At 65.6% G+C, this 17,150-nt stretch carries 25 protein-coding genes and 2 tRNA genes; 3 read left to right on the top strand and 24 right to left on the bottom strand.

Going from position 1 to position 17,150, the window contains the following annotated elements; translation table 11 throughout:
* Positions 1-47: 47 nt before the first annotated feature.
* From C442_RS10820 to C442_RS10885, 14 genes are all read right to left on the bottom strand, one after another.
* Positions 48-431, bottom strand: coding sequence for a DUF5518 domain-containing protein (locus C442_RS10820; protein WP_008310356.1), 384 nt, complete (start codon positions 429-431; stop codon positions 48-50).
* Positions 432-532: 101 nt separating this feature from the next.
* A complete protein-coding gene (rpsB, locus tag C442_RS10825) occupies positions 533-1,354 on the bottom strand; it encodes a 30S ribosomal protein S2 (RefSeq protein WP_008310357.1) in 822 nt (273 codons plus the stop codon).
* On the bottom strand, positions 1,351-2,556 hold the full coding sequence (gene eno, locus C442_RS10830; protein ID WP_008310358.1) for a phosphopyruvate hydratase: 1,206 nt from the start codon (positions 2,554-2,556) through the stop codon (positions 1,351-1,353). Before eno ends, rpsB begins: the two co-directional genes overlap by 4 nt.
* 2 nt (positions 2,557-2,558) lie before the next feature.
* Positions 2,559-2,732: a DNA-directed RNA polymerase subunit K gene (locus C442_RS10835; RefSeq protein WP_004516796.1), complete on the bottom strand. Its 174-nt coding sequence runs from the start codon at positions 2,730-2,732 to the stop codon at positions 2,559-2,561.
* A complete protein-coding gene (locus C442_RS10840; RefSeq protein WP_004516797.1) occupies positions 2,729-2,929 on the bottom strand; it encodes a DNA-directed RNA polymerase subunit N in 201 nt (66 codons plus the stop codon). Before C442_RS10840 ends, C442_RS10835 begins: the two co-directional genes overlap by 4 nt.
* A 12-nt stretch (positions 2,930-2,941) precedes the next feature.
* Positions 2,942-3,340, bottom strand: a complete 399-nt coding sequence (locus C442_RS10845) for a 30S ribosomal protein S9 (protein WP_004516798.1) — start codon at positions 3,338-3,340, stop codon at positions 2,942-2,944.
* Positions 3,334-3,771, bottom strand: a complete 438-nt coding sequence (locus C442_RS10850; protein ID WP_008310363.1) for a 50S ribosomal protein L13 — start codon at positions 3,769-3,771, stop codon at positions 3,334-3,336. The genes C442_RS10845 and C442_RS10850 overlap by 7 nt, the downstream gene beginning before the upstream one ends.
* Positions 3,768-4,118: a 50S ribosomal protein L18e gene (locus C442_RS10855; protein ID WP_004516800.1), complete on the bottom strand. Its 351-nt coding sequence runs from the start codon at positions 4,116-4,118 to the stop codon at positions 3,768-3,770. Before C442_RS10855 ends, C442_RS10850 begins: the two co-directional genes overlap by 4 nt.
* Before the next feature lie 24 nt (positions 4,119-4,142).
* Positions 4,143-4,227 (bottom strand) — tRNA-Leu (locus C442_RS10860).
* A gap of 104 nt (positions 4,228-4,331) precedes the next feature.
* Positions 4,332-5,111: a DNA-directed RNA polymerase subunit D gene (locus C442_RS10865; protein ID WP_004963344.1), complete on the bottom strand. Its 780-nt coding sequence runs from the start codon at positions 5,109-5,111 to the stop codon at positions 4,332-4,334.
* Positions 5,112-5,114: 3 nt separating this feature from the next.
* On the bottom strand, positions 5,115-5,504 hold the full coding sequence (locus C442_RS10870; protein WP_004516802.1) for a 30S ribosomal protein S11: 390 nt from the start codon (positions 5,502-5,504) through the stop codon (positions 5,115-5,117).
* Positions 5,501-6,016 carry a 30S ribosomal protein S4 gene (locus C442_RS10875; RefSeq protein WP_004593562.1) on the bottom strand — a complete coding sequence of 172 codons (516 nt, stop codon included), beginning with the start codon at positions 6,014-6,016 and terminating at the stop codon, positions 5,501-5,503. Before C442_RS10875 ends, C442_RS10870 begins: the two co-directional genes overlap by 4 nt.
* Entirely contained in the window at positions 6,016-6,549 is a 534-nt protein-coding gene (locus C442_RS10880; protein WP_008310371.1) for a 30S ribosomal protein S13, read from the bottom strand. Before C442_RS10880 ends, C442_RS10875 begins: the two co-directional genes overlap by 1 nt.
* Positions 6,550-6,570: 21 nt before the next feature.
* Positions 6,571-6,655: transfer RNA gene (locus C442_RS10885), tRNA-Ser, on the bottom strand.
* A 218-nt stretch (positions 6,656-6,873) separates the two neighbouring features.
* Between C442_RS10885 and C442_RS10890 the strand changes: the two genes are divergently transcribed.
* Together C442_RS10890 and C442_RS10895 are read left to right on the top strand one after the other, a co-directional pair.
* The gene (locus tag C442_RS10890; protein WP_008310373.1) at positions 6,874-7,173 is read left to right on the top strand and encodes a hypothetical protein; all 300 of its coding nucleotides are present in this window, start codon (positions 6,874-6,876) and stop codon (positions 7,171-7,173) included.
* Between the two features lie 131 nt (positions 7,174-7,304).
* Positions 7,305-8,366: an Mrp/NBP35 family ATP-binding protein gene (locus C442_RS10895; protein WP_008310375.1), complete on the top strand. Its 1,062-nt coding sequence runs from the start codon at positions 7,305-7,307 to the stop codon at positions 8,364-8,366.
* Between the two features lie 62 nt (positions 8,367-8,428).
* On the opposite strand, the gene C442_RS10900 is transcribed toward C442_RS10895, so the two are convergent.
* The 5 genes from C442_RS10900 to cofD form a co-directional block, all read right to left on the bottom strand.
* Positions 8,429-8,620, bottom strand: a complete 192-nt coding sequence (locus C442_RS10900) for a 30S ribosomal protein S17e (RefSeq protein ID WP_004516807.1) — start codon at positions 8,618-8,620, stop codon at positions 8,429-8,431.
* 190 nt (positions 8,621-8,810) lie between these two features.
* On the bottom strand, positions 8,811-9,437 hold the full coding sequence (locus C442_RS10905; RefSeq protein WP_008310377.1) for a DUF447 domain-containing protein: 627 nt from the start codon (positions 9,435-9,437) through the stop codon (positions 8,811-8,813).
* On the bottom strand, positions 9,434-10,297 hold the full coding sequence (locus C442_RS10910) for a triphosphoribosyl-dephospho-CoA synthase (protein WP_049942945.1): 864 nt from the start codon (positions 10,295-10,297) through the stop codon (positions 9,434-9,436). Before C442_RS10910 ends, C442_RS10905 begins: the two co-directional genes overlap by 4 nt.
* Positions 10,270-11,016, bottom strand: a complete 747-nt coding sequence (locus tag C442_RS10915) for a tRNA-dihydrouridine synthase (RefSeq protein ID WP_008310379.1) — start codon at positions 11,014-11,016, stop codon at positions 10,270-10,272. Before C442_RS10915 ends, C442_RS10910 begins: the two co-directional genes overlap by 28 nt.
* The gene (gene cofD, locus C442_RS10920; RefSeq protein WP_008310380.1) at positions 11,016-12,008 is read right to left on the bottom strand and encodes a 2-phospho-L-lactate transferase; all 993 of its coding nucleotides are present in this window, start codon (positions 12,006-12,008) and stop codon (positions 11,016-11,018) included. The genes C442_RS10915 and cofD overlap by 1 nt, the downstream gene beginning before the upstream one ends.
* Before the next feature lie 161 nt (positions 12,009-12,169).
* Here cofD and C442_RS10925 point away from each other — a divergent pair, with 161 nt between their 5' ends.
* Positions 12,170-12,709 carry a protein-tyrosine phosphatase family protein gene (locus tag C442_RS10925; protein WP_008310381.1) on the top strand — a complete coding sequence of 180 codons (540 nt, stop codon included), beginning with the start codon at positions 12,170-12,172 and terminating at the stop codon, positions 12,707-12,709.
* 16 nt (positions 12,710-12,725) lie between these two features.
* On the opposite strand, the gene C442_RS10930 is transcribed toward C442_RS10925, so the two are convergent.
* From C442_RS10930 to C442_RS10950, 5 genes are all read right to left on the bottom strand, one after another.
* Positions 12,726-13,466 (bottom strand): ABC transporter permease, encoded by a 741-nt coding sequence (locus C442_RS10930; RefSeq protein ID WP_008310382.1) that lies wholly within the window; start codon positions 13,464-13,466, stop codon positions 12,726-12,728.
* Positions 13,463-14,404 carry an ABC transporter ATP-binding protein gene (locus C442_RS10935; RefSeq protein WP_008310385.1) on the bottom strand — a complete coding sequence of 314 codons (942 nt, stop codon included), beginning with the start codon at positions 14,402-14,404 and terminating at the stop codon, positions 13,463-13,465. The genes C442_RS10930 and C442_RS10935 overlap by 4 nt, the downstream gene beginning before the upstream one ends.
* Positions 14,405-14,673: 269 nt before the next feature.
* Positions 14,674-14,913, bottom strand: a complete 240-nt coding sequence (locus C442_RS10940) for a SelT/SelW/SelH family protein (RefSeq protein ID WP_008310386.1) — start codon at positions 14,911-14,913, stop codon at positions 14,674-14,676.
* A gap of 31 nt (positions 14,914-14,944) precedes the next feature.
* Positions 14,945-15,646 (bottom strand): DUF7546 family protein, encoded by a 702-nt coding sequence (locus C442_RS10945; RefSeq protein ID WP_008310388.1) that lies wholly within the window; start codon positions 15,644-15,646, stop codon positions 14,945-14,947.
* A complete protein-coding gene (locus tag C442_RS10950) occupies positions 15,643-17,031 on the bottom strand; it encodes a heme o synthase (protein WP_008310391.1) in 1,389 nt (462 codons plus the stop codon). Before C442_RS10950 ends, C442_RS10945 begins: the two co-directional genes overlap by 4 nt.
* Positions 17,032-17,150 lie beyond the last annotated feature (119 nt).

Below are 17,150 nucleotides of genomic sequence, written 5' to 3' on the forward strand. Positions count from 1 at the left end.
GTAGTGGCGTCCCCCGTGATGTAGTTACCGACAGCGCGGCTGGCCAGTCAGTCGCCGATGGTCGTGTCGTACTTGACGTAGTTGCCCAGCCAGCCGCCGAGTGCGCTCAATCCGAGGAAGTACGCGGCCGTCATTACCGTTCCGAGGGCGAGCACGAGCAACCCCATCGCACCGAACACACCCAGTGCTTCGGGAACGAACGCCAGAAACGCGGCCAGGAAGACGAACACGACCACGAAGAAGATCAGCGAGATCGCCAGCCCGATGACGCCGGACAGGAACCCGACCCGGACCCCGTCGTCTCGCTCGCCACCTTCGAGATAGCCGGCGATACCGCCGCCGAGCAGCGGCGCGAGCGGGACGAACCCACTCAGCAGAGCGGTCGCGACGGCACCGATGACGGCGTTGACGAACGTGTCTCCCTCTTCCATTTCCCGGTGGTACTCCGGGCCTCGTGGTAGGTCTTGTGTTGGCGACACCGGCGTCGCCACTTGTGCGTCAACGGGCCGGAAAACGAAACAGTTCAGCGACGTTAGATGTCGGACTCGAAGTCGTCGAGTCCGTACGTCGGCTCGGCACCGCGGCGGTCGAGCGTCTCGTTGGCCAGCAGCCAGTAGACGACCGACAGCGCCTTGCGCCCCTTGTTGTTCGTCGGGACGACCAGGTCGACGTTCGACGTGGTGTTGTTGGAGTCACACATCGCGATGACCGGAATGCCGACCGTGATGGCCTCCTTGACAGCCTGGGCGTCACCGATCGGGTCGGTGACGACCACGATGTCGGGTTCGATGTAGCCGTCGTAGTCGGGGTTGGTCAGTGTGCCGGGGATGAACCGGCCGGTGCGGACGCGCGCGCCAATCGCTTCGGCGAACTTCTCGGCCGGGAACCGGCCGTACTGGCGCGACGACGCGGCCAGGATCTGCTCCGGCTCGTAGTTGGCCAGGAAGTCCGCGGCGGTGCGGATGCGCTCGTCGGTCATCGAGACGTCCAGCACGTAGAGCCCGTCGGTCCGGACGCGGTGGATGAACCGCTCCATGTCCTGGGTCTTCTGCTGGGTCCCGATGTGGACACCGGCGCCGAGGTAGTCCTCGACGGGGATGAGGAGGTCGGCCTCCGACTGCTCGTCGGGCATGACGTCCTCGTCCAGCTGTGGGCCGGCGGCCTCGTCGGCCTCGGCCGCTTCGTCGGCCTCTGTGTCGGCATCGGTTGGTTCGGCCTCCGTCGCCTCCGCGGCGTCGTCGGCGGGCTGTTCGGCTTCCGTTTCGGTCTCCGCGTCGGCCGCTTCGTCGTCCTCGTCGGACGGATCGAAGTCGGAGTCGGACGCGTCGAGACCTTCTTTTTCGTTGCCGCTCATACTGCGTTGTCCTCGATACGGATTAGTTCGTTCAGCTTGGCTGTGCGCTCGCCGCCGACCGCGCCGGTCTTGATGAACGGGGCGTCTGTGGCGACAGCGAGGTGTGCAATCGTCGTGTCTTCCGTCTCGCCGCTGCGGTGGGAGACCACGGATTCGTAGCCGCTTGCCGTCGCCAGTTCGATGGCGTCGACAGCGTCGGTGAGCGTCCCGATCTGGTTCGGCTTGATCAGGATGGAGTTCCCGGCGTCGGCGTTGATGCCGGCCTGCAGGCGCTCGACGTTCGTGACGAACAGGTCGTCGCCGCAGACGAGCGTCTGGTCACCGACCTGTGCGGTCAGGTCCGCGAAGGCCTCGTAGTCGTTCTCGTCGAGGGGATCCTCGACGTAGACGAGGTCGTACTCCTCGACCTTCCCGGCGATGTACTCTATCTGCTCCTGTGTGGACTTGACGCCGTCGTCGTAGACGTAGCCGTCCTCGTCGGCGTCGTAGAGTTCTGCGCCGGCGACGTCGAGGCCGAACGAGATAGCGAAGCCGAAGTCGTCGGCCACGGTCTCGACGGCTTCGTCCATGATCTCGAACGCTTCGTCGTCCGAGACGGATGGTGCCCAAGCGCCCTCGTCGCCCTTGCCCGCTGGCAGGTCGCGGTCGGCCAGGATGTCGTGGACCTCCTGGTGGACCGCGGCGTTGGCGAAGACAGCCTCTTCGACGCTCGGTGCGCCGACAGGGGCCGCGAGGAACTCCTGGATGTTGGTCGCGTCCGCGGCGTGCTCGCCGCCGCCGATGATGTTGCCCAGCGGCGTCGGGTACTCGTTGCCCCGGAACGTGCCGCCGAGGTGCTGGTACAGCGGTGCGCCCAGCACGTCGGCACCGGCCTTGGCGGCCGCCATCGAGATGGCGACCGCGCTGTTGGCCCCGATGCCGGAGAAGTCGTCGGTGCCGTCGGCGGCGTGGAGCGCCGCGTCGACGTCACGCTGGTTCCCGGCGTGGACCTCGCCGATGAGTCGCGGGAGTGCCTCCTCGCGGGCGTTGGCGATAGCCTCGTTGGCGGGGAGTTCGATGGCCTCGTACTCGCCCGTGCTTGCGCCGCTCGGTGCCTTGCCACGACCGAAGCCCCCACTCTCGGTGAGAACGTCGGCCTCGACGGTCGCGTTCCCGCGGGAGTCGAGGACGCGGCGGAGTCGGATGTCAGTGATGAGCGTCATCGTTAATCACTCCTGTTGACCGTGAACGGTAGGACGCCAGCGTCGTACTCCTCGGCGGCGATGAGTATCGGCTGGGTGTGTTCCGTCTCGATAAGCACGGGAGCACCGTGGGCCAACTGCAGCGCTCGTGCGCCGAGTTTGCGGGCCTTCTCGTAGCGGCTTTCCTGTGCGTTCATTGGTAGGGTGAGACGATGTCGACGAGGTCTTTGTGTGAGACGAGCATCCGGCGACAGCAGTGCCGCTCGACGCCGAGTTCGTCGAGGACCTTCTCCGGGTCCTCTGGCTCCTCGGCCTCGCGGGTGCGTGCTTTGAACTCTTCCCAGTGCTCGCCGACGACGTTACCGCACGTGAAACACCGAACCGGTACCATCATACCTGTATCACCTTAGCGGTACGATTTCTGGTAGCGGGCCCGCGCACCGGGGCCGCCCCACTTCTTGGGTTCGGACTGGCGAACGTCGTTGACCAGCAGCGAGCGGTCGAACTCCATGAACGCGTCACGGAGTTCGGCGTCGTTGGTGTGGTCGACGAGCCCGCGAGCGATGGCGGTTCGGGCGGCGTCTGCCTGCCCCATGACGCCGCCACCTTCGACGGACACTTCGACGTCGACCTCGCCGCGGAGGTCGTCCTCAGCGATGCGGAACGGTTCCAGCATCTTGAGCTGCGCCAGCTCGGGGTCGACGAGTTCGACCGGCTGCGAGTCGATACGCACGCGGCCCTCGCCCTCGCGAACGGTCGCGCGGGCGACGGCGGTCTTCTTCTTGCCAGACGTGTTCGTTACCATGTCTTGTTCGCTCCAAGCGTTTCGCTGATCTCGCCCAGCGTGACGAACTTGATGTTCGACAGTCGGTCAAGCGACGTGCCGTCTAGGACCTCGCCGTCCTCGTCGTACGGGTTGCCGAGGTAGACACGGACGTTCTCGAACGCCTCGCGGCCACGCTGCTTCTTGTGGGGCAGCATGCCACGGATGGTGCGCTTGAAGATGCCGTCCGGTCGCTTGGGGTAGAAGTACCCGTTGTCGTTACCGATGTCGACACGTTTCTTGTACTTCTCCGTGATCTGCTCCTCTCGGCCGGTGATCACAGCGCGCTCGGCGTTGACGACAGCGACCGTCTCGCCGTCGAGTGCCTGTTCGGCGACCTGTGATGCGACGCGGCCCATGATACAGTCGCGGGCGTCAACGATGACATCCGCGTCGAACTCTGCGACGCTCATCGGATCACCCGGACGTGGGAGCCTTCTGGGTTGTTTTCAATTGCCTGTTCGAGTGATACAGCCTCTCCAACCTGGTCGATCTTCGTCTCGGCGGTTCCGGAGAAGTCGACAGCGGCGACGGTGACGTCCTTCTGCAGGACACCGGAGCCAAGCACCTTGCCGGGCACAACGACGGTTTCGTCTTCCTGGGCGTATCGTTCGATACGGCCGAGGTTGACTTCCGCGTGTGTGCGCCGTGGCTTTTCTAAGCGCTCGGCGACGTCGCCCCAGACAGCACCGCCCGAACTGCGGGCGGCTGACTTCAGGTCGGCGATGAGACTACTGAGTCTCGGGTTCGTCTTACTCATATGATTCCTCCGTTGTGGGAAAAGTGCAGGGAGCAGGATTTGAACCTGCGGACCCCTACGGGACAGCGCCCTGAACGCTGCGCCGTTGGCCAAACTTGGCTATCCCTGCGCGCGATTGTTCGTTTTGCGTGCCCCGTAAAACCCCTTTCGGTCCTCGCGCTCGGGGAGCGGGCGGTCATCGGTAGTGGTGGGGTGTGTCGGGGCATTGTGTCGTTACAGTTGGACTGCGTCTTTCAGTTCGGTCGCGCGGTCACGCAGCGTCTCGACCGCGCGCAGGACCAGTTCCTCGGTGGTGAACGAGCCGTCCGTCTCGACGTGGAACACGAACGCGTTCGGCACGTCCGAGACCTCGACATCCTTGCCGGGGTAGCGGTTCCGAAGGTCGTTGTCGAACTCGTCTGTCGCGACGAGTTCGCCGTTGGTGGCGTCGCCGGCGGCGTGTTCGGCCGCCTGCTCTTCGATGACGCCACGCAGGATGTTCGGGTCGTCGTCCTCGAACTCGCCGAGGTCGCCGACGACCTCCACCTGCTGGAGGTGTCGGTAGCCGACGGCCACGCCGCCCTGATGTTTGGCGTGTTCCCGACCGGTATCGAGGACGGCATCTGCCTCGACTTCGAGACGTTGGCCCTCCTTGAGGTCGATGATCGGGATGTTGTCGTCGGCCGCCTCGACCATCGGGTCCGAGGAGACGAGGTCGCTGGAGTAGGCCGTGCTCGGCCCGTCGACGGACAGCGACAGCGTCACCTCGTCGCCGATCTCGAAGTCGTCGAGGTCGGTCGTCAGCGGGACCAGTCCCAGTCGGAGACCGATCTGCTCGTTGAACATCACGCTGGTGTTCTCGATGACGCGGACGGTATCGATACTGAACGTCGGTACGTCCGCGACCATCGCTCGCCGGATGCCGTTGGCGAAAGCCGGCGTGATGCCGCGCACGAGGATCCGTGCCTCGCGCTCGCCGCGTTCGACGAACTCAACCTCGTAGTCCTGTGTCATTGGTTAGAATCCGGAGTTCTTGGGTGCACGAGTACCGTCGTGCGGGGTCGGCGTGACGTCCTCGATGCGACCGATCTCCAGACCTGCTCGGGCGAGTGCGCGGATCGTCGCCTGCGCACCCGGACCGGGCGAGGTCTGGAGGTTGCCGCCGGGACCGCGGACCCGGACGTCGACGCCCTCGACACCGCGGTCGAGGGCTTTCTCCGCAACGACCTCGGCCATCTGCATCGCCGCGTACGGCGACGCTTCGTCGCGGTTCTGTTTGACGACCGTCCCGCCGGAGCTCTTCGCGAGCGTCTCAGCGCCGGTCTGGTCGGTGATGGTGATGATCGTGTTGTTGAACGATGCGTGTACGTGGGCGATGCCCCAGATGTCTTCGGTTTCTTCGCTCATTCTTGGGCCTCCGCGCGCTCAGGATGGAGTTCGTCCGACAGCGAGCTGTGCTCGTCGAAGCCGACCGAGCTCTCGACGGCGGTCTCCACCGTCATGCCGGGTCGAGTGACGCGAGCGTCGTCCAGCACGATGTGTCCGTGGACGATGAACTGGCGGGCCTGCTCGGGCGTGTTCGCGTAGCCCTTGCGGTAGACGACCGTCTGCAGGCGACGTTCCAGCACGTCGGTCACGTCGAGCGACAGCACGTCGTCGAGCTGGTCCTGCTCGTTGAGGATGCCGTAGCGCTTGAGCCGAGCGAGGAACTCCTCGGACTCGGTCTCGTGCTCGCCGGCGCTGCCCAGCAGCTTCCGGGCCTCGCGGCGGTAGCCGCGGAGCTCGGACTGTGCGCGCCAGAGCTCTTCTTTGTTCTTCAGGCCGTAGCGGCCGATGAGGTTGGCCTCGTCGGCGATGCGTTCGCCCTGGAAGGGATGATTCGGCGTCTCGTAGAACTTCGTGTTTGAACCAAGCGCCATTATTCGTCATCCTCCGCGGCGGCTTCCTCAGCCTGCTCTTCTTTGATCGCCTCGACGTTGACGCCGATGGTTCCCTCCGTCCGGCCGGTGGACTTGGTACGCTGTCCACGGACCTTCTGGCCGCGTTTGTGGCGGACACCGCGGTAGGAGTCGATCATCTTCATGCGGTTGATGTCCTGCCGGCGGGTGAGCTGGAGGTCGTTGCCGGTCTCGTGGGTGGTCTCACCGGTGAAGTAGTCCTTCTGGTGATTGGCCATCCACTCGGGCACCTCGTCAGCGAAGTTCTCGACGTGGTCGACGACGCGCTCGATGACGTCGTCGTCGAGCTTGCCGAAGACCGCGCGCCGGTCCACGTCCGCCTTCTGGGTGATGATTCGGGCGGCCCGGTGGCCGATACCGTTCAGTTCTGTCAGTGCTCGCTCGACGGATTTCGTCCCGTCGAGGTCTGTCTGTCCGATACGGACGAAATAGCGGATGTCCTCCTCCTCTTCGGCATCCGCGTCCTCGCCCGCGTTGGGGTCTTCTGCACTCATATGTAGGTACTGATGGGTGAGCGTCGTGGCGGGGATTCGAACCCCGGAGGCTGTACGCCACAGAGTTAGCAACCCTGCGCCTTGGGCCAGGCTTGGCTACCACGACACGCGTTCTATGACACTCGCGCCCGCAGCACGCGGACTCGGGGGCTGGTCCCCCTACACGAGTCTATCCGATTCTATTCCGGGGTTGTATTTAAACGCAACGAAGGGGCCCGACAGCGTGACTTCGGGACATACCCACAGAGACATGGAATCGCAAGCATCGCTGCACTTGTCAGGTGCCAGCACAACACATTCATCGATAGGCGCCCATGTCGACGTATGCGCCGGCGCGTTACCGACGGCGGCAACAGCGTCGACCCGACCGACCGAACAGCGGTCCGTGACCATCTGGAACGGTTCTCAGGGTCCGGCACGGTTACCGAAACGGACGACGGCACCCTCCGGGCCGACTTCAGCGGCCGAACCCACGTCGCAGTGGCCCCCGACGGGACATTAGACACCGGCATGCCGCTGCACTCGTTTGCCGGGACGCCGGAGCGACTCGTGTTCGACCACGACAGCGGCGAGTTGCGCGCCGAGTTGGACGGGGAGAGCGTCTACGTGTTTCGACGTCCATAGAGAGATAGTGTTCTTCGCGCACGCGAGAGTGACACATTAGAACTTATCCGCTGTTGCGGGGCCGGGGCAGCAGACTGCCCGCATTCGACGGGTCACAATCCTTATCGCACCTCCGGGACCTACTCCTGTGCATGAATACAGACGACGTACGCGAGCGCCTGCGAACGGTCGAGGACCCGGACCTCGGAGCTGACATCGTCTCACTCGGGCTGATAAACAGTATCGACGTGACCGACGACGAGGTCAGCATCGACCTGGCGCTCGGTGCGCCGTACTCGCCGACGGAGACGAGCATCGCGAACGAGGTCCGCGAGGCGCTGGGTGACACCGATCAGGAGATAGACCTCTCGGCGAGCGTCGACCGCGGCGTCCCAGAGGCCGAGGACCCGCTCCCGAAGGTCAAGAATGTCATCGCGGTCGCCTCGGGGAAGGGTGGGGTCGGCAAGTCCACCGTCGCGGTGAACCTCGCCGCCGGCCTCTCGCGGCTCGGCGCCCGCGTCGGCCTGTTCGACGCCGACGTGTACGGCCCGAACGTCCCGCGGATGCTCGACGCCGACGAATCGCCGCGCGCGACCGAGGACGAGGAGATAATTCCCGTCGAGAAACACGGGATGAAGCTGATGAGCATGGACTTCCTCGTCGGCAAGGACGACCCGGTTATCTTCCGCGGCCCGATGGTCGACAACGTGCTCACACAGCTCTGGGACGACGTGCTGTGGGGCGAACTCGACTACATGGTCGTGGACCTGCCGCCGGGAACCGGCGACACGCAACTGACGATGCTCCAGCAGGTGCCCGTCTCCGGAGCCGTCATCGTCACGACCCCGGAGGAAGTCGCGCTCGACGACGCCCGGAAAGGGCTCCGGATGTTCGGTCGCCACGAGACCCCTGTGCTGGGTATCGTCGAGAACATGTCGTCGTTCGTCTGTCCGGACTGTGGCGGCACACACGACATCTTCGGCAGCGGCGGCGGCCGCGAGTTCGCCGACGAGACGGAGATGCCGTTCCTCGGGGAGATCCCGCTCGACCCCGAAGTCAGGGAAGGGGGCACGACCGGGGAACCGCTCGTCCTCGACGAGGACAGCGACGTCGGCGAGTCGTTCCGCGACATCGCCGCCCGCACCGCCAACATGCAGGGCATTATCCACCGAAAGCGCCAGAGCGACAGCCAGCGCGCCCAGCCAGAGCAGTAAGGGTTCAGAGCCGATACAGCAGCGGCTCAGTCACCGGCAAGAAACAGAGAGAAAGAACCGAATTACGCTTCGACCGGGTTGTTCATCTTCCGGGTGACGTAGCCGGCGATGCGGTTGCGGACACCCTTGGATTCGATGTTGGTCAGTTCCTCGACGACGTCTTTGTTGTGTTCGAAGTCTGCACCGAAGGCGTCAGGGTATCGCTCCATGAGGAGCGTCCCGGTCTTCTTGACGTAGGCGGGTTTGATTGCCATGCGCGCTACTTGCTTGGTCGCACTCAAAAAGGGTTCGGAACGGACCACGCACGCGAACGTTTATCAGTAGGGGTGGAACGACCCGTTACCGTGCGCTGAACGTCGCCGTGGCAGGGTCCGCGAGAGTGCGACACAGTCTGTCACGAGTCGTCGTGTGTCGCCTGTGTGCCCCTCATTCCGTGCGGCGTCCCTACCACTCGGCGTCAACTAACTCACGAACGCGCTCGAAAGCCGCTCGCTCGCGTTCGCCGCCAGCCGTTTCGACCACGGACTCGAAGTACGCAAGCCGGTCCAGCAGCGTCTCGCGGTCGTAGCTGGGCACGCCCAGCCGCGAGGCCGCCACAGTCGCCTCGACGACGGCGGCGTGGCCGCGGTTCGTGGTCGGGACGACACGCCGCTCGACAGCGCTGTCAATGGGGTGCAGCGCCCATTCGATCCACTGCGTATCGCCCTCCGACCCGGAGTCACGCCGCCCGACCTCGACCTCGACCCAGGCGTCCGCACTGTTGAGGACGGGGTCGTCCTCCTCCCGGACCGACAGCGCCGCCTCGGCGAAGTCGACCGGGTCGCGAGTGAACTGGACGTAGCCGCTCCCACGCTCCCGGAAATTCCGCCAGGTCCGGGTCCGACCCCACGTCGTCGCCGTGGCTGGTCCGTCGCCGTCCGGCGCATGGACACCCAGCGCAGCCACGTTCCAGCGCTCGTTCGGCCCCAGGGTAGTGACGACGGTCTCGGAGACGCCGGCGAGCGCGACAGGCCACTCCTTCCCGGAGCCACCGGAGTCCGGGCCGCCATCTCCAGAGGAATCCCCGGTCACACTTCGAGCCCCCGTTCGAGCGCGACGAACAGCGCGCCCGCAACGAGATCAGCAGTCGTTCCGGGGTTGATATCCCGCTCGACGAACTCCTCGGCGAGGTCGGTCGCGGTTTCCGCACCGTCGAGAACGGCCTGTGCCCGTCGCTGGACCTCCTCAGCGGTTTCGCGGTCCTGCCGCGTGACGATAAAGGTGTCCGGTTCCGCCGCGAGCAGTTCGATGAACACGTCCGATGCGCGGTCAGCGACTGGGCCAGACCCGTCCAGTAGCCACTCGCTGGCCTCGAACACGCGCTCGAAACCGGACACCCACTCAGCGGCCACGCCATCGACATCCGCGCTGGACGCCATCACGTCGAACAGCGTCATCTCTCGCGCGCGGAGTTCCGGAATCGCGTCGCGTCCACGGCGAACATCGAGCGGCTCCAGCCCGTCGGGCGGGTCGTCGACGGCCACGTCGACATGTTCGAAGGCGCGGTAGAACGCCGCCGCGTCGTCGACAGTCGTCTCATGAACCACAGCATCGACATCGGATGGTGACAGTCGCCTGTCCGCGGCCGCGGCGGCAAGGGGCGTGAGCACCAGCAAGGCCCCGAACTGGGTGTTCCCGCCGGATTGGGCGGCCATCCCTTCGACGGCTGTCTCGAACGCGGGACCGATAGGGTCGGCGGCAGCCGCGCGGTCAAGCCCCGGCCGCGCCCCCACAGCCCCGGCCATGAAATGCTCGAACCGCAGGTCATCGTACTCCCGCTCGCGGTCGACGTTGCCGGGCTTCGGCGTCCCGGAGACCTCCAGCAGCAGTGCAAGCTGGGCGTTCTGTGCAACCGACCGTTCGCTCACGGTGACACCTCCGACCCGAACCACGCCGCTGTCGTTGCGCGGACTTCGTCGAGTACCGCCGGCTTGTCGCTCGCGCGACCGACGCTGACGGCGTCAGCACCGTACGAGAGGTACTCCTGTGCCGTCTCCCTCCCTCGAACGCCGTTGTTGGCGACGACGAACAGGTCGGTGGCGTCGGCCACGTCAGCGATGACCGACTCCGAGTCCATCGCGTCGGCGTGGAACAGGTCTCCACCAGCGTCTTCGATGGCTTGAGCAACGGCTGGGAGCGAGACGCCATCGAGTTCGGCGCGGCCCTTCACCGACACCGTCGCGCCCGTCGACGCCGCAGTTTCCACGAACTCGGCCAGGCGGTCCGGCTCCCGAAGCAGCGCCTCGCCGGCACCCATAGCGCACATCTCGTCCTGCCGACAGTGGGCGTTGATCTCGATGATGGCGTCGTGGCGCTGACAGACGGCGGCGACACGCTCGACGGGGCCAAGCGTCGCGCTCCGGACGTTGAACGCCGGGCGCAGTGGTGCGTCCGCAAGCGCGCCGAGCTGGTCGTCGACGAACGCGACCGGGTCATCGGGCAGGAACTCGGAGCGGTCGCGGTCCGTCATCGCTCGGGCGGCCTCGCGCGTCCGGTCGTCGAGTGCGATACCGCCGAGGAACGCACACCCGACGTGGGATTCGACCGCGCGGGCCCACGACGCGTCGGCCTCGCCGCTCAGACTCGCGAGGGCGACGCGCGGCTCGAACATCAGGCCACCTCCGAGAGGGCCGTTTCGACGGCACGGTTCACCCGCTCAGCGTCGGCCGCGTCGTCGAGGGTCGTGTCGGTTCGGACGACCGGCACGTCGAGCGGCGTGGAATCGTCGTCGTCCAGTACGAACGCGTCAGCGAAGGGGTACGCCCCGGCCACGCCGGCAGTGCTGGGCTCCAGCCCGACGCCGGCCATCAGGTCCGCCGCCGGCCCGGAAAACACCGTGTCCTCGATGAACGGCGAGACGGCGACGACTGGTGTCTCGTGTAGCGCCTGTTCGATGTCATTGATGGCGAGCATCGGTCCGAGCGAAGTCACGGGGTTCGACGGGCCGATGACAACCGTATCGTCGAGTGCGGTCAGGACGGCATCCGTCGTGCTGGCCGCCTCGGAGCCTCGGAACTCCACGTCCTCGACCGACGGCTCCCCGTTGCGGCCGACCCACCACTCCTGGAAGTGCATCGGACCGCTCGGCGTGTGGATGATCGAAGCGACGGGGTCGTCGCTCATCGGTAACAGCGTCCGGTCCAATCCGAACGCGTCGGCGAGCGTCCGAGTCACGGCTGTCAGTGATTGGCCCTCGTCAAGGAGCGAGGTGCGCGTGACGTGGACCGCGCGGTCCCGGTCGCCGATGTGCATGAACTCCGCAACGCCGGAGAAGCGTCGCCAGCGGGCGATATCTCGGCCCTCAGTCTGCGCGTCGTCGGGGAGGTATCGTGGGCCGCCATCGAGCCCGGCGGCGTCGGCGAGCCGCGTCAGTTCACTGTGTGTCTCGGCGGTGTCGTCGGCGATACCCCACCAGGTCTCCCGGTCGAGGACCTCACCGTCGAGAAACAGGACGGTATCGAGGTCCGGGCACACGAGGTGGCCCCCCAGTTCGATATCGTCGCCCGTGTTAGCGACGACAGTCGTCGCCGCCGGCGAAAACACGTCGTCGGCACCGGCAAGGAGCTTCGGCGTTCCCGTCCCGCCGGCGAGAAACGTCACCATGTCTCGACGTAGGGGGAACTGACAGTATAAACGTGGTCACTGAAGCTGGTCAGGGCTGGAAAGCGGTCTCGTGGAGACCACCTTCTATTCAGAGAATCACAGCTGAGAACTGGGTGGGTAGAATGAAGGGGGTCGGTGGGATAGGCAGGGTAACGGGTGCTATGCCCATCGTGAATCCACACCGCTTCGCGCCTGCAGCCTCCAACGAAGAGTACGTCTACGGGTCCTGTGCGCCGGGCTGGCATTCGGCCGCCACGCATCAGGACGCTCTCGACGATTGGATCGCACATATGCAGGCACACGACATCGGGCGGGTCTGCTGTCTGCTTCCCGGACAGCAACTCGACGACGCTGGGGCCAACATCCAGCGCTATCGGGAGGCCTTCGGAGCGTCATCAGTCCGCCACGTACCGGTTCCCGATCACCAACTCATCCCTCAAGACCGCCTCCACGACGATATTCTGCCGTTCCTGGTCGATGCCTGTGAGACAGGGGAGCGAGTCGTCGTTCATTGCTTGGCCGGCATCGGCCGCACCGGGCAGGTACTCGCCGCATGGCTGGTGTATCATTACGACTACGGCCCCGACCGCGCCATCGAAACCGTCCAAGAGATGGGACGTGACCCCGAAGACGCTATCAAGTCGGGGAATGCGACTGAAGCGGAGCTGTCCAGTCTGCTGTCGTCGGTCGCACGCTTGTAAAAGGTCCCGTCGGTTCTCAGTCCGTCTGTGGGAGGAGCCGCGCACCGAGCACGAAGCCGACGACGGCACAGACTGTGAGAACAGCGAGCGGGCCGAGCGCATCCCCAGTTCCGGTCGTCGCCGCACGGACGCCACGCGAAAAGTACGTCAGCGGCGAGAGCCACGTCGGCAGCCACGCGGGCAGCAGGCTCTGCGGGACGAACGTCTCCGAGAGAAAGAGCAGCGGGAGCGCGAGGCCGTTGCTCGCCGCGATGACGCCATCCTGCGAGTCCGCAAGGCTGCCCAGCATCGCACCGACTGCACAGAACAGCGCGACGCCGAGGCCGACAAAGGGGAGCAGGAGCCCCGACGGGCGGATGGTCGCGCCGGTCAGCCACACCATCATGCCGAGTATGATGAGGCCGGCGATGCCGATGATAACGACGTTGACGAGTGTCTGTGCCAGCAGCCACTCGGTCCGGGTCAGTGGTGTCGTTGCCAGTTTCTCGAAGCGGTTGCCGTCCCGATGCCGCGCCACCTCACTACCGACGCGGGAGAGTGGCGTAAACAGGACGACGACGGCCAGATACCCCGGCGCGTAGAAGCTCGGCGGCTCCGTGAACAGCCCGCCGCCACCCGGCTGGGTCTGGACCAGCACGCCGAAGATGACGACGATGATGACCGGGAAGAAGAACGTGAAGAAGACGGCCGTCCGCCGCCGGAGGAAAGCCAGTGACGCCGCGCGCGTCTCCGCTGTGAGTCGCCCCACTCGGCTCATTGGACACCACCCGCGGCCGGCTCCGTCTGCTTTGGTTCACCGCGCTGGCCGACAGCCGTCCCGGTGAGTTCGAGGTACACGTCCTCCAGGTCCGGCTGTTTCCAGGTCAGGCTGTCGTACTCGATGCCCGCCTGTCCCAGTTGCTCAGTGATGTTGCCAATAGACTCCGGGCGAATGCCGTAGACGACCAGCCGGCCGTTCCGGAGCGCCGTCTCCGCCGGGTAGTCGATGACCGAGGCGGCGGCCTCGTCGAAGGTCCCGTCGACGATGAGTTGGCTGTCGCCGCCGTGCTCCGCCACGAGCGCGTCCGGCGAGTCGAGTGCGATGAGTGTCCCGTCGGCAAGGAGGCCGACGCGGTCCGCGAGCCGCTGGGCTTCCTCCATGTAGTGTGTCGTGACGAGTATCGTCACACCGCGGTCGGCAAGCCCCTCCAGCAGTCGCCAGAGGTCACGCCGACCGGCTGGGTCGATGCCGGTGGTCGGCTCGTCCAGCACGAGGAGGTCAGGGTCGTTAATCAGCGCCGTCGCGACGCAGGTCCGTCGCTGCTGCCCGCCCGAGAGATTCTCGTATGTCGTGCTGGCAGTGTCGGCCAGACCGACGTCGTCAAGGACAGCCTCGACGTCGCGAGTGTCATCGTACAGGCCGGCGTAGTATTCCAGCAGCTCCCGCGCCGTCAGCCGCTCGTGGGGCGAAAACGACTGTGGCAGCAGACCGATTCGGTCGCGGGCGACCGTTCTGGGCGACTGGCCGAACAGCCGAACCTCGCCGGTCGCGTCTGTCGTTCCGGTCAACGCCCGTACCAGCGTTGTCTTGCCAGCCCCGTTGGGACCGACCAGCGCGAGCACCTCTCCGGTGGTCGCCGTCAACGAAACGCCGTCGAGTGCAACCGTATCGCCGTAGCGCCGCCCGACATCCGACGCGACCAGTACCTCGTCCATGCGCCCTCGTCCGGTCGGGTGGCCGAAAGCAGTTCCGTTCTCGCGCGGCTATCGGCTACACGTTACGGCCACATCTCAGACAGACGGCCGGAAGCCACGGCTTGTCCGTGACGACTGGTTGAGTGTCTTCGCAGTGGTCACAGAACTCGGTTTTCGTCGCCATTTGCCGAAGATGTCACAGCAGAACAATAAATAGTTTGTTGTACGGTAGACCGTCTCAAACCGATGGCAGCTCCGGTACGGGATTCCACTGACATCACGATACCCTGTTACATGACGTGCGACCGGACCTCGCGTACGATAGCGTCTACGTCGAACTCCTCACTGGCCTCGGCTTTGTCGTAGACGGTCTCGTCGTCAACACTGATTCTGAACACGCCGTGGTCGCCCATGACCAGCCGGACGCTGTCGAGTTCCCGCTCCAGTCCGGATAAAACCGCCTGCTGAACATCTACTGCTCGCTCGCGGAACCCACACGGGACGCAGTATTCGATTTCGACAGAGCTCATACCGGCTTTCACGGCTGTCTGCGTGAAAGCTCTATGGTCGGTCGACCAGCGTTCGGAGCCGACCGACGAGCGTCACGTCAAAGCGGTGGACGCCGTACAGCAGTCCGACCGAGGTGACGAACACCACCGTCGAGAGGCCGTACGACTGGGACAGTGCCGCCTGTGACAGCGTCGCCCCGATGCCGACGAACCCGCCCAGTATCGACGCGATAATCGGGAGGACACAGGAGACACACGAAAAGAGGCCAACGACCCCGCCGACCGCGCCGCCGCTCGCGTCGACGGCAGTCACGAACACCAGATACGAGAGCGCCAGGTAGCCGGCGACTTTCCACGGGATGAGCACCACGCTGAGAGTCGCGCCGCTGAACACGACCGTCGGCGAGAACCCGGGCGGGGCCTGCATGACTAGCCGGAACCCCGTCCCCTGGCCGCCTGTCCCGTACACGCCGCCGACGTACCCCAGCACGAGCAGGTAGCCCAGGGCGACGACCGCACTGCCGAGCGTTCGCCGGCGACTTGTCAGTTCCGGGCGCACCCGCAGGACAACGAGGCCGGCGATGTTGAGCCAGATGAACGGGAACAGCAACAAGAAGGGGTCCGTCGCGGGTTGGGCCGTGTTGAGGACGTAGCCCAGAACGAGGATGGCCTCCGCGTTCAACACGGCTGCCCAGGTCACCAGCGAGCGTGTGTCCGGGATTGCATCTCTGAAGGTTGCTGTCGTGGTACTCATAGTGCGAGTGCATCAACGACGATGGCGATCAGGACCGCCCCGAGGTAGGCGTTCGACGCGTGGAACGCCCGGAACGCCGCCGCTTCGGTCTGCTCACGGTGGAGCAGGATGACGGCCCAGAGGAACACTGCACCCAGCAACACCGACGTGACGGCGTACAGCCAGCTGAGTGACGTGAGCACGCCCAGAACGCCCGAGGCGATGAGCGTCGCCCCGAGATAGTAGACGATGTGTTTGCGCGTCTCGGTCTCGCCGCGGACGACCGGCATCATCGGGAAGCCGCCCGCCTCGTAGTCGTCCTTGTACGCGAGCGCGAGATTGTAGAAGTGTGCTGGCGTCCAGAGAAAGATGACGATAGCGAGGACGACGCCCGGGAGGCCGATCGACCCGTCAGCGGCGACCCAGCCGATGAGCGCCGGCAGCGCGCCGGCGGCCCCGCCGATGACGGTGTTCTGGACGGTGTTGGGCTTCAGTACGAGCGTGTAGATGACGCTGTAGAACAGGATCGCGGTCAGTCCGAGCAGCGCCACGAGCGCGTTCACTTGCCAGAACAGCCCCAGCGACGCAAGCGACAGGAGCAGTCCGAAGGCCAGTGCGTGCCGGACCGGAATCTGGTGGGTCGCGATGGGACGGTCCGAGGTCCGGTCCATCCGCTTGTCGATATCCCGTTCGAGGACGTGGTTGAACGTCCCCGACGCGCCGATAGAGAGGACGCCACCCCCGAGCGTGAGCAGCACCGTCCGAACGGTGAGCGTCTGCCCGGCGGCGAGTGCCATCCCGGCCGCGGCGACCAGACACAGGAGCCACATCAGCCGGGGCTTCATCAGGCGGAAGTACGCCGATGCGGTCTCGACGATGCGCTCGCGGGTGGAGAGCGTCGGCGACCGTGCCGGACCGTCGTCGGCTGGCTCCGGCGCGAGTGTCGGGTTCTTCACGGGGGTCTCGTCATCACTGCCCGTCTCAGCTTCGAGGTGCCACGCCAGGGCCAGCACGAACGAGCCGAAGATGCCCATCCCCAGAGCGAGGTGGGCACCGGGGAGCGCCGTCTCGGTGCTCGTCGCGACGACGGCACCGAGCGCTATCTGGACCGGGTACAGCGCGGTGCCGAGGAGGATAGCTGCCTTGACGCGGCCGCGACAGCTGGATCGGAGCCCGATAACGGCCACAGCCACCACGAGGAGTCCGACGGCGGCTGCGACGAGTCGGTGTCCCCAGGCGACCAGCAGGGCCGTGTTCGTCACGTCGACCGGTCCGTCACACAGCGGCCATGTAGTACAGGCTGCTGCCGCATCGGTGAGCGTTGTCGTCGCGCCGGCGAGAACTAGCAAGTACACGCCGACGGCGGTCGCGGCGAGCAGCCCGGTGAAGGTCCGGCTCTCTGCCATTATTGTATCCTTCGATGCTGGCCACTTAGACCTCGCGATTCCGCTGTCTCCGTCCGGAGCCGTTCCGCTGCCCTATCGCTGCAAATCGGGAGCCTGCGGCGAAGACAGCAGTTATTTAT

This window comes from Haloarcula amylolytica JCM 13557 (assembly GCF_000336615.1).
Taxonomy (GTDB): domain Archaea; phylum Halobacteriota; class Halobacteria; order Halobacteriales; family Haloarculaceae; genus Haloarcula; species Haloarcula amylolytica.